We start from the raw sequence: 12,056 nt of genomic DNA, 5'->3' as shown, positions 1-12,056 counted from the left end.
AATTATGGTCAGAGGTATTACACTATTTTTAGCTATGGGCCTAGTGCCACTCCTTGTGTATTCACAGGGAATTACTGTTTCTCAGGATTCTCTTCGCGAAAAAGTGAGAGATATCAAGTTAAGCGAGAAGTATGTATATGCAGAAGCTACTACTCCAGTAGGGATGTCAGAGGCTCAGCAATATTCGTTGGACTTACTTCATGTACATGTGATTGGGATTTTTTCTCAACGGTTTAAGATGGACCCAAAAGATGTAGAGGAGATTTGGGATGTGATTGAGGACAAATGTCAGAATGTAGTGATTAAGAATGGGGATTTATTTAGAGTATGTACTTATATTCTGAAAGATGCTTTTGCTTTTCATAAAAATCCGGGCAAGGCACTGGAGAAATGGAAGAGAGCGGAGGCTGAACGAGTGCAACAAGACTCTTTAAAGCAGGATAATGCGGAATCGGAACTTAAGTTGACGGCTGATGATACACGTAAAGTAGGTGGTATAGTCAGTCTGCTGAATCAAGTAGGAGTTGAGACGGAAGATGGCTCGGTAGTAAATAAGCCGGAGCAGGTGGTGGCTGATACGGTTCCTACCCTATATTCATCTGCTCCAACTACAGTTGTTATGACTACGCCCGAAGCGCCTTCCAAAGTGATAACTCCGGCAACTACTACTGGCAAGACCTCAAGTGTGGAGTCACCGATTGAAATAGAAGAGCTTCCATCTGCAGTAGAATCTTTGCCTGACACAGACCGGCTTCTTGTTACGAACTTATTGGCTCTGAACTCTTTCGATGAAGTGCTTTCATTCTTGGAGAAAGGGCAAAGAGAAGGTAAATTAATATACGGTAATGTGAAAACCATAAAGAATCCTCAAGCCTCTTATCTGGTTATCATTAAAGATAAGCGGTTGATAACAGTTTTGAATAAAGGGGCTAAAGAGCGTACGAATCTTAAAACAAATACGGCTGATGCTTTGAAAAATTATAAAGGGCATGGAGTCATTTGGTTTCAAGTTTTTTAAATGAATGGATCATAAATAAAAAGAATATAGTCATGAAAACGATACAAATCAAATTTATCTTATTAATTGCTTTTCTTCAATTATCTGTCTTTGCTAAAGCACAATATGCTACTGATTTTCATTTGACAGATATGGATAATGCAAATTTAAAAGAAGCTGTACAAGTTAATATCACCAATTTATTAACGGAAATAAATAGTGCTTACGTTGAAAAGCGTTTGCCTGATTTTTCAAAGATCAGCATGGCGATGGAGGTGCAGAATAGCATTCGCATGCTATGGGAAAATACTCCTTTTCGTTGTGCCGAAACAGAAGTGATAGAACGTTGTCTGAATATGAACGGAACTTATCAGGTACGTAATATTCCTCTTTTCTTATCGCAGCCTGACGGTTCGAAAGACGAATATCAAGAGGGAGTGATTGGTTTTGACTCTCAAGCTAAGATTACTGATTTTCATTTGGCTATTAGCACTAATCTGTATACTAAAGTTCTAGTGGCAGGGAAAGAGGTGGCGGATTTTCGTTACCGTCAGTTGATTCTGGATTACGTCGAACAGTTCCGTACAGCTTACAATACGAAAGATCTTATTTTCTTGAATCAGATATTCAGTGATGATGCTCTGATCATTACCGGTAAGGTGATTCGTTCTGTACCTTCTGAGATGAATCATTTTGTAGCCTCTGAGAAGGTGGTCTATAACAAACAGTCAAAGAAAGAATACCTCTCGCGGTTGAAAACGATTTTTGGAGCTAATAAACGGATTCATGTGATATTTGATGAAATAAATGTAGTGAAACATCCCGCCAAAGAGGGCTTTTATGGAGTGACTTTGAAGCAGGGATACACATCAGACAGCTATCACGACGAAGGCTATCTGTTTTTGTTGTGGGATTTTACAAACGAGGATGCACCTAAAATTCATGTTCGTACCTGGCAACCCGAAATGCTGAATGCTACAACGAAGCTGCCCGAAGAGGAGATATTTACGTGTGATGATTTTGAAGTGGAGTAATGGGCTAAATGTGAAATATAATAATTGAATATAAATATGAAAAAAATATGGAATTGGTTGAATGTGATTGTCTTTGTTGTACTGGGAGCGTGCAGCAGTGATGATCGAGATAATTCGGTGTTTAAGCCCGAGTTTGACAACGGGGAGATAGAGCATAACAATGTAGGGCGTTCGGAGGTCGTTTTAAGGGGGCGTATCGTCATTCCCGATGGATTGGGTTCTTTTGAATGCGGATTTATGTATTCCACTGCTTCCACAGTGCCTACAAAAGATGCGATACGAGTTTCTGCCACTCCTGATACGGGTGGGCTTTGCGAAGTAGCTTTGACCAATCTGGAACCCGATACTAAATATTATTATTGTATGTATGCCAGTAATGGTTCCGCTATTATTCGAAGCGCACCGATTAAGGAGTTCAGAACCTTGTCTAATTCGGCCCCAGAACTGGAAGAGCCTTTGGCTATCGGGATTGGGGAAAATAGCTTGACGATCGAGTGTAAGATAAAGGATTCGGGTAGCTCTAAGCTTCAGCAATTCGGAATTGCTTATAAGGTGAAAGGGGAGGTCGGAGAGCCCACTCGAAAAGCAACCTCTAAATTCAAGGATGGAACCAATGATACTTTTGAGATTACGATTGAAGGTCTGTCGGCTGAAACAACGTATGAGATTTATGCTTATGCCATCAACACTAAGGACGAGGGAAAGAGCAGTGTGATCTACCAAGCGACCAGCTCTCAGGAAGCTGCTCGGCTCACTACACAGGAGATAAGTGAGGTAGGGGCCAATTGGGTAACCTTGATGGCGGTTATCGAAGATCCGGGTAAAGGAGAAATGATTGAAAAAGGGTTCTATCTGAGTGAGAAGAACAGTCCGGATAAAGAGACGACTTATAAAGTCGAAGAGAAATCGGACGACAATATATATAGTTATAAAGTGTCGGGTTTGGTTCCTAATACGACCTACTCGGTGAGGGCTTATGCGAAGAACAGGGTTGGAAGCGAGGTAACCAAACTGGCTTTTGGCGGGCGGAAAGAATTTACAACTCAGTCATTGAAGGCACCGGTTGTGAGTGAGCCGACCTATGATATGGACGTTGATAAGATGACTCTGACTGTTTCCGCCCGCATCATGGATACAGGAAACGGGACGATCAGTCGGGCAGGATTTTATTATAGTACCACCCACCAGACTCCGGATCAGGAGGATACTCATTTGGAGGGAAAGGTAGAAGGAGATGTGTTCACTGCAGTGATAAAAGAGTTAGCGAAGAATCAAGTGTATTATATCCGTCCTTTTGCGGTGAATGATGCTGAGCAAATAGGGTTTGGAGAGGTTTTGAAAGTAACTTCTGTTCCTGTCAGTGTACCTGCTTTGGGTGAGATAACTTCTTCAACCCAAGGAAAAGAGATGAAACTGAGCTCTAAGGTAACTGATGCAGGAGGAGGAACGGTGAGCGAAAGGGGATTTTATTGGAGCACGGCTTCGGTCTCAGGATATCCGGAAACGGACATCCCTAAAATGAATAAAGTAGTGGCGGAAGGTACTGATGCGACTTTCAGCGCCTTGGTAAAAGACATTAAGGCAAACACGGTGTATTACGTGTACGCATATGCGGTTAATGAAGGCGGAAAAGGGTATAGTTATTATTACTCGTTTGAACCGACCAAGGCGGTTGTTCCTGTGGCTGGAAAACTTTCTTACACATGGGACAAAGCTACTCCGGACGTACTCACACTCTCGTCATCCGTAGTTAGTGCCGGCAATGTAGAAATCAGCGAGAAAGGTTTCTATTGGGGAACCGGCTGGAATGATGATATTAACTCTATGACCAAAGTGCCCGGAACAGATACCGAGAATGGCTTCACCGCCAGTATCACCATTAAGCCGAACACGGTCTATCATCTACGTGCTTATGTGGTAAACTCGGGGAATATGACCGGATATAGCGATACGGAGACATTCGGTGGTGATCAGTGGGTGATCAATGATCCGGTCCTTTCGCAAGTGACCACCAGTGTGGTAAATGGGATTATGACGCTGAAAGCGAAGGTGACCAATACTGGGTACGGATCTTTGGCTCGCAAAGGTTTTTATTACAGTACCACCGGCGAGCCTTCCGCAAGTAGTGTTTTCTTAGAGGGAACCGGTGGCGATGACGGGTTTACAGCAACCATCCAATTGGAAGTGGGAGTAACGTATCGTGTGAGAGCATTCGCTCAAAGTCAGTTCATGGACAATGGTTGCTTTGGAAGTGTGACGGAATTAACTCCATGGATGAAACCTACTTTACGGAATGATATTAATTTTAGCAGCACCGGCAGCTCAATTACCGCCAGTACCTATATAAATAATAATGGAACCAATGCGGTGGGAGAGTCCGGCAAAGGAACCATCTCCGATCAGGGATTCTGTTATAGCACTTCCAGCCAAGAGCCTGTGGTAACGACTGAGTCGAACGCGGAAGGAGGTTCTGTTACGGCAGCGGCAGGAAATGAGATAAAAACTACCATTTCGGGGTTGAAGTTAGGTACCACCTATTATATCCGGGCCTATGCAAAGAATGAACATGGGCTAAGTTATGGTCCTGTGAAACAATACTCAACGAAAAGAGCGCCGGAGCCGGGTGACATTGACAATCCAAGTAAAAATTAGAAAAGATGAAACGAAATAATTTATCATTACTTATTTTGCTGTTAGCAACAGCTATAGGAAGCTTCTCCGCATGCCAGGGTGATGTGGAGGAATGGGTCAATCCTGATCAGAGTACATCTCAACCGGTGACGAAGGCAGCTTTGGTGGAGAAAACCGTGGCGATGACGGAAGCCGGTAAGTTTGCATCGTTTTTTCAGGAGGGAGAGCTGGAAACGATCCAAAAATTGAGGGTATCCGGCCCTTTGGATGCGAGTGATATCGATGCGATTCGTTATCAAATGCCTAGACTGGAGGTGTTGGATATGAAAGAGGTAGAGTTGATAGAAAGTGATAAAACGTATGGCGCGGAGGATCATCGGGAGCATTATAAACTAAAGAAAGGAGTTATAACCCCCAAAATGCTGCAATGTTTTTCTTTGTTAGTGACTTTGGTATTGCCTAAAGATATAACCGAGATAGAAGATTATGGCATTTACGGTAATAAAAACCTTGTTTCGATTGAAATTCCGGTGACTGTGAAGAAGGTGGGAGCACATGTATTTAAATCTTGTAGCAGTTTGCAAAAAGTAGACCTTCCGAATGTCGAAACTTTAGGTGAAAGAGTTTTTGAAAGTTGTGGCAAACTGACTAAGGTAACCTTGTCTCCTGACTTACAGGTTATTCCTGACTATGCTTTTCAGTATTGTGGTAGTCTTGCTGATGTACCATTACCTTCGTCCTTAGTTAGTATTGGAGTTTCTGCTTTTAGGGATTGTAGTAGTCTTGTTGATGTACCATTACCTTCGTCTTTAGTCAGTATTGGAACTGGCGCCTTTGCTAATTGTAAGAGCTTGACTTCTGTTGATATGCCCAATACGGTTACAACGCTTGAAAACGGTACTTATCAGAACTGTACTAACTTAAAAGACGTAAAGTTGTCCGATAATCTAAAGAGAATAGGAGCAGAAAATGATCATTATAGCGGCAGTTCTTTTGAGGGTTGTCAAAATTTGGCTTCTATTGATATTCCCGCATCTGTATCGTGGATTAACTCTTTTTCGTTTAAGAACTGTGTCAATCTTAAGACCGTAACTTTCCATGAGGGATTGCAAGTCATAGGAGGGAAAAGCTTCCAAGGCTGTTCTAGTCTTGTGTCCGTTTCGATTCCTAAAAGTGTCACGTCCATAGGTGATGAGTCTTTTGAATATTGTTCCAGTCTGAATGAAATGAATCTTTCTCAAGAAGGAACCCCTGAGATTAATAGTTCAGCTTTTGCTTATTCAGGATTAAGTTCTATCACAATCCCCGAAACGGTCACTTCCGTGGGAGGAGGTATTCTGAACGGATGCTCCCGCTTAACTTCTATCTTTTGGGAATGTAATAGAGATGTTCCCAATATTATTGATTTGAATTCCACAAGTTGTTTGCTGTATCTTTCTCACGATGTGAAATGTCCCAGTACCTGGAAGAATGTAATAGAGCCGGGTGGGGTCGCTCAGACTATTGTATTGAAAAACGAGAAGCGCTATCTGTGTCCAAAAGCCTTTACGGCTAACAAAATATCCTATACTCGTGAGTTTACGATGAAAACCATTCCCGGAAAAGCTGCCGGATGGCAGACGATCATTCTTCCTTTCTCTGTACAGACCATTACTGATAAGGACGGAAATCGGCTGGCTCCTTTCATGGCAGAGGGAGATGGTATCTGGAAGCGCTTTTGGCTTCGTGAATTGCAGGCGGACGGAACCTATAAAGATGTCACTGCGATTGAGGCCAACAAACCATATCTGATCGCTATGCCCAATGCGGAAGAGTATGCCAGTGAGTATTGCATCTCGGGTAATGTCACTTTCGAGGCTGACAATGTGTCTCTTGGCGAAACCCCGGAAATAGTTCCCACGGATGGCGGTGCATATTCCATGTATGGCACTTATGACTGGGTAACAGGTACCCGAAAGGTGTATGCTTTGAATCTGGATAATTGGTCGGATGGTAGCGTTTACTACGAAAAAGGCAGTGTGTTTGTCCCATCATTGCGTGATGTCGCTCCTTTTGAATGTTATCTGCAGAATAATAACCCATCGGCATCGACGCGCGGCTTTATCGGCATTGTCGGTTCGCATGCTTCTACCCGTGCCGGTCATCCGCTAGGCTCAAAACCTTCTGTTACGGATATGTAATTTTGATAAAGAATGATGATTATGAAGAAATTTTGTTTGTTTACGATGCTCTTTTCGGTACTGATGTTTGCTGACGTGGCAGCTCAGGAGATACAAGTGAAGAGCTTTCAGAAGTTGGAACGTGATTTAACGGCCCGTACCAGACCGAGACTGGATTTGAATGATAATCCGTGCGCGCTTATTAAAATAGAGACTACAGGTAGGGACTTTGAATTTGAAGGAAATGTGATAGGTGCTCCTCTTTACCGAAAAGGTGAAGTGCAGGTATATGTCACTCAAGGCTGTCGCCGACTGACGTTGAAGCACGAAAAGTATGGTGTGTTACGGTACGAGTTTCCGGAAAAAATAGAGAAGCAAGTGGTATATGAACTGTCTATCAAGTTGGTTGAAGATAAAAACAACAAAATCAGAACCTTGGTGATGCCGGTGTTTAGTTACGGTTCGTTTGAGCAGACTTCTTACGGACTGATGGTGGGCGTAGTGAAAAAGACTGGAGGATATTTGAAAGTAAAGACTGACTTTGGCAGTGTCTCTTCTGATTTAGATCCGGTGGACAAGGCCTCCGGATGGTATACCGGTGGAGAACAACAAAGTCGTTTTGCCATTACTGCGGGTGTTCTTCAACGGGTTTTTCAACGTGACTGGAAGACGCTTTATCTCTATGCGGGTGTCGGATATGGATCCCGCAATTATGCGAAAGAGGTAGACGGGGAAGTCGATGGGATACAAAATCCATATGTTAAGATTAACAGTGACTGTTACAAAGGTGTTGAGGCGGAACTGGGCGCTGTCGCTCGTTTTGGCGGAGTGGCTGTTTCGCTTGGGGTACAGACCAACCAATTTAAGCAAGTCGAAGCTAATATAGGTATAGGCATCATGTTTTGATCATTTCTTTATTGAAAGATAGATATGAAGTTAAAACGGTTTTGGTTTCTGTCACTTATGGCAATTTGCATGCCTTTTTATGGAGAGGCTCAGCCTTCCTCTAACAGATATGCACGGGTAGATGCCGCTATTTTAAGTATTCCGGATGAATATACGAAGAAGGTAGATACTTTTGCGGAGTATATTAACCGGAAATTTAAGGGAGATGAAGCGAAAATGCGTGCTATTTATGTGTGGATGACCCACCGTATGGCCTATAATGTTTTCACTACTTTTACCTCCCGGAACGAGGTTTATAGCGAGGAAAAGGAGGTGCAGGAGACACTTTCGACCCGAAAAGGAGTATGCCGGCAGTTCGCCCTGCTTTTTAAAACTTTAGCCGGTAAAGTCGGGATAAAAGCATATCTGATTGACGGTTACGGGAAGAGTGGCAATGTGGTGCTTCCAGAAGTGCACGAGTGGTGCGTTGCGCAGGTGAATGGAGAATGGTATTTCTTTGATCCCACTTATGATACGGGATATATTGAGGACTATCGGTTTGTATCGGCGCCGGATGATGTATACTTTAAACAGTTGCCGGAACGCTTCATTCAGACTCATATGCCTTTTGACCCCTTGTGGCAATTCCTGAAACGTCCTTATTCGTATAGTGAATTTGAAAAGGGAGTTTTGGAATCCGGACGGAATGTGCCGTTTTTCTGTTGGCAAGACTCCCTGAAAGTGTACGATCGGCAGAGTTGGGTGGAACAACTGGAGGCGGCTCGGAGTAGAATCCTGGCGAATGGAAAAGGTAATGATTTAGTTGATTATTTTTTGCAGCTAAATCAGGCTAATACACAGGTAGGGAAAGATTCGGAAGCCATTGATGTTTATGCGGCCGCTACCGATCTGCAAAATCGGGCGGTTGATTCTATCAATGTTTTTATTCGTTACCGGAAAGCGGGTTTTCGTCCCCGAAAAGCGGAGGCTCAAGTACGTCGGATGATTGAAGTTTCAGAGGAGTTGACTTTGCGGGCTGATAGCCTGATTAACTCTGTGCATACTATTTCACCCCAATACAAACAGGCTTTACTCAATTTGCGCGAATCGATTATGGATCTGGCAATGCAAATCTATAAACATAAGTTATTTTTGGAGAGGTATTATGCAACAAAACCTTCGTTACGAGGGAATTTATTGAGGAGATAGCCAGGTGGCTATCACGGATTAAACACTATTCTAAGAGAGGGAGTACATGTAGAGATATCGGCATGGACTCCCTTTCTGTATAATGATGGAATAAGTCTTCACATAACTGTATGATTGTTTTATTTCATTTTATAAAGTGGTATCTGTAAAATGTATGGTCGGATTGGGCTCTTCTATCAAGGTGATATTTGAGGAGGATTGCGTCCGTTTATTGAAAATCGTTGTGTATCTTTGGGGGCGAATAAACAAATAGAAAAATGAAAAACGCAATTATTTCCTTACTCCTGCTTTTGATGGTCACCCAGTATGTGACGGCACAGAAAAAAGTGATTAAGATAGCCTGTATCGGCAATAGTATAACGTATGGTGTAGGTACGCGCAATCCTGCGAAAGACAGTTATCCCGCTGTGCTGGGGCAGATGCTGGGCGACGGTTATGAAGTCCGGAACTTTGGAGTCAGTGCCCGTACCATGTTGATGAAGGGTGACCATCCTTATATGAAGGAGGAACGCTATCGGCAGGCATTGGCTTATAATCCCGATATTGTGACCATCAAACTTGGAACCAATGATACGAAACCGCAGAACTGGCGGTACAAATCGGATTTTAAGAAGGATATGGAAACGATGATACGGACGATTCGCGCTTTACCCTCAAAACCTGAAATCTACCTGTGTTACCCTATTCCCGCCTATGCTGTACAGTGGGGGATTAATGACAGTACGATTGTACACGGCGTGATGCCGGTTATCGATCAGCTGGCTGCTAAATATCGATTGAAAGTAATCGATCTGCATACTCCGCTGACAGGTATGAAAGAGTGCTTTGCCGATCATGTGCATCCCAATGAAAAAGCTGCAGCCCGCATTGCCCGGGTCATTTATCGGCAACTGACGGGTAAAGAAGCACCTGAACACGTCTCCCAGCCTTTCCCCGGTCATAAAAGCAAGTGGCAGGGATTCGATCAATATACTTTTACCTATCAGGATCGTCAGGCGATTGTTGTTTGCCCCGAACGGGCGGCGGCAGGTAATCCCTGGATTTGGCGTCCTGCTTTTTTCGGTGCTTTTGCTTCGGTAGATGAGGCTTTGCTGAAGCGGGGTTTTCATGTGGCTTATTATGACTTGACCCACCTTTACGGAAGTCCGCGTGCCCGGAAGTCAGGTACCGATTTCTATTGGAATATGGTACAGATGTACGGTCTCTCTCCCCGTGTGACACTCGAAGGCTTTAGTCGGGGAGGATTGTTTGCTTATAATTGGGCAGCCGATCATCCGGATAAAGTGGCTTGTATCTATGTCGATGCTCCGGTTTGCGATGTGTTCAGCTGGCCGGGACGTTCGTCCGGAAATGCCGGATTATGGAAAGGAATGTTGGACGAATGGGGATTGACAGAAGTCCGGATGAATACATTTCCCGGTAATCCGATCGACCGGTTGAAACCTCTGGCGGATGCTCGTATTCCGGTGATTTGTGTATGTGGCGATAGTGACAGGGTAGTGCCGTTTTCCGAAAACTCGGCAGTGGTTCGTCAACGTTATACAGCAATGGGGGCTCCGTTCGAACTTATTCTGAAACCCGGGGTGGATCATCATCCCCACAGTCTGGAGAATCCCACTCCGGTAGTCGATTTTATTGTTCGCCATCAGGCAGGCTATGAAGCCGGACAATGTTATACGCTGAGAGGCAATTATCAGAATTCATATCGGAAGTTTGAGAAAGAACGGGTGGGTACGGTTGCTTTCCTGGGAGGCTCCATCACCGAAATGAAGGGATGGCGGGATATGATTTGCGAAGACTTGAAACAGCGTTTTCCTTATACAAAGTTCACTTTTGTTGCAGCCGGAATTCCTTCGACCGGCAGTACTCCCGGGGCATTCCGCCTGACGGATGATGTGTTGTCCAAAGGCAAAGTCGATCTGCTTTTTGTAGAGGCTGCGGTGAACGATGACACCAATGGATTTAGTGCCATTGAGCAGGTAAGAGGCATGGAAGGCATTGTCCGGCATGCCTTGGTCTCCAATCCGTCAATGGATATCATGATGTTACATTTCATTTACGATCCTTTTATTCCGAAGTTGGATAAAGGGCAGATGCCTGATGTAATTCTGAACCATGAGCGGGTGGCCAATCATTACCTGCTTCCTTCTGTTAATCTTGCTTCTGAGATTGCTGCGCGGATGCGGAGTGGTGAATTCACATGGGAACAGTTTGGCGGCACACATCCCAACCCTTTGGGACATGCCTATTATGCAGCTACCATAAACAAGGTACTCGATGAAATGTATGCCCCTTGCGCTACTGCCAAAGATGCTGCCAAGCCTCATGCTCTTCCTGCCGTGCCACTGGATGCATATAGTTATACAAATGGCAGATTGGTCGATATCCGGCAAGCCCATATAGGTAAAGGTTGGCAGTTGGTTGCTCCATGGACTCCCCGGCTTGCTGCCGAAACGCGTCCGGGCTTTGTCGACGTACCTATGCTTGAGACCAATCGTCCCGGAGCGAAGTTAACACTTGACTTTGAAGGGACTGCTGTCGGTATCTTTTGTGTGAGTGGTCCGGCTGCCGGGATACTGGAATATAGTGTCGATGGTGCCCCATTCAAAAAGTTAGATACGTTTACAGCCTGGAGTGGCGGACTGTATATCCCTTGGGTGTATATGTTCGATACGGAGTTACCGATGGGAAAACATCGCCTGACTCTTCGGATGTCGAAAGACCATCATCCGCAGAGTAAGGGTACGTCCTGCCAGATCAGGCAGTTTGTGGTAAATGATTCTTGTGAATAGAGGACTTCATGTCTCGTTTAAAAGATTTTGTTTCTTCTTCAAATTTGGTGGTAAATTCTTTCTTTCTTTATTTTCAAGTTGATAATTGTCCTTTTTGCTTGCTTTAATAAGAAAAAACAGACACCGGCTGAATAAGATAGCTCAAGTTTCGGAAGTGAGTTTACGCCGCCTGAACCGGTGTCTTCATCCTTATACCTTTCTTCAATTAACATTGTTAACGTCTTTTGCAGGTTGTCAGGTTCTTGTGCGCAAATAACAAGTCATTTGCATTTAAAGAACTTCTTATTCACATCCAAAGAACAAGCTTTAACTCTGTGTTAAAACAAAGCTTTTGAGGACAGAAATCTTA

At 43.9% G+C, this 12,056-nt stretch carries 8 protein-coding genes; 7 read left to right on the top strand and 1 reads right to left on the bottom strand.

The annotated features are described in order from the left end of the window. The first annotated feature begins 4 nt into the window (after positions 1-4). The 7 genes from BF9343_RS19925 (at position 5) to BF9343_RS19895 (ending at position 11,707) form a co-directional block, all read left to right on the top strand. Positions 5-1,018 (top strand): hypothetical protein, encoded by a 1,014-nt coding sequence (locus BF9343_RS19925; protein ID WP_005804070.1) that lies wholly within the window; start codon positions 5-7, stop codon positions 1,016-1,018. A 32-nt stretch (positions 1,019-1,050) separates the two neighbouring features. Further along, positions 1,051-2,031: a L,D-transpeptidase Cds6 family protein gene (locus BF9343_RS19920; protein WP_005804072.1), complete on the top strand. Its 981-nt coding sequence runs from the start codon at positions 1,051-1,053 to the stop codon at positions 2,029-2,031. A gap of 36 nt (positions 2,032-2,067) precedes the next feature. Continuing rightward, positions 2,068-4,683: a fibronectin type III domain-containing protein gene (locus BF9343_RS19915; RefSeq protein ID WP_041926276.1), complete on the top strand. Its 2,616-nt coding sequence runs from the start codon at positions 2,068-2,070 to the stop codon at positions 4,681-4,683. Between the two features lie 5 nt (positions 4,684-4,688). Further along, a complete protein-coding gene (locus BF9343_RS19910; protein ID WP_010993698.1) occupies positions 4,689-6,842 on the top strand; it encodes a leucine-rich repeat domain-containing protein in 2,154 nt (717 codons plus the stop codon). Positions 6,843-6,863: 21 nt separating this feature from the next. After that, complete coding sequence (locus BF9343_RS19905) at positions 6,864-7,727, top strand: hypothetical protein (RefSeq protein ID WP_224223196.1); 864 nt, start codon at positions 6,864-6,866, stop codon at positions 7,725-7,727. Between the two features lie 24 nt (positions 7,728-7,751). Further along, positions 7,752-8,915 (top strand): transglutaminase domain-containing protein, encoded by a 1,164-nt coding sequence (locus tag BF9343_RS19900; protein WP_005804079.1) that lies wholly within the window; start codon positions 7,752-7,754, stop codon positions 8,913-8,915. A gap of 257 nt (positions 8,916-9,172) precedes the next feature. Then, positions 9,173-11,707: an alpha/beta fold hydrolase gene (locus BF9343_RS19895; RefSeq protein WP_010993696.1), complete on the top strand. Its 2,535-nt coding sequence runs from the start codon at positions 9,173-9,175 to the stop codon at positions 11,705-11,707. A gap of 38 nt (positions 11,708-11,745) precedes the next feature. On the opposite strand, the gene BF9343_RS19890 is transcribed toward BF9343_RS19895, so the two are convergent. After that, positions 11,746-11,961 (bottom strand): hypothetical protein, encoded by a 216-nt coding sequence (locus BF9343_RS19890; protein ID WP_224223211.1) that lies wholly within the window; start codon positions 11,959-11,961, stop codon positions 11,746-11,748. Between the last annotated feature and the right edge of the window lie 95 nt (positions 11,962-12,056).

This window comes from Bacteroides fragilis NCTC 9343, assembly GCF_000025985.1.
Lineage (GTDB): Bacteria > Bacteroidota > Bacteroidia > Bacteroidales > Bacteroidaceae > Bacteroides > Bacteroides fragilis.
The sequence above is the reverse complement of the archived record's forward strand: the minus strand, read 5'-3'. Positions and strand labels throughout refer to the sequence as shown.

Bases quoted from the DNA above. Each gene is read 5' to 3' on its own strand.
- BF9343_RS19925 (WP_005804070.1), top strand. From the start codon at position 5: ATGGTCAGAGGTATTACACTATTTTTAGCTATGGGCCTAGTGCCACTC.
- BF9343_RS19920 (WP_005804072.1), top strand. From the start codon at position 1,051: ATGAAAACGATACAAATCAAATTTATCTTATTAATTGCTTTTCTTCAA.
- BF9343_RS19915 (WP_041926276.1), top strand. From the start codon at position 2,068: ATGAAAAAAATATGGAATTGGTTGAATGTGATTGTCTTTGTTGTACTG.
- BF9343_RS19910 (WP_010993698.1), top strand. From the start codon at position 4,689: ATGAAACGAAATAATTTATCATTACTTATTTTGCTGTTAGCAACAGCT.
- BF9343_RS19905 (WP_224223196.1), top strand. From the start codon at position 6,864: ATGAAGAAATTTTGTTTGTTTACGATGCTCTTTTCGGTACTGATGTTT.
- BF9343_RS19900 (WP_005804079.1), top strand. From the start codon at position 7,752: ATGAAGTTAAAACGGTTTTGGTTTCTGTCACTTATGGCAATTTGCATG.
- BF9343_RS19895 (WP_010993696.1), top strand. From the start codon at position 9,173: ATGAAAAACGCAATTATTTCCTTACTCCTGCTTTTGATGGTCACCCAG.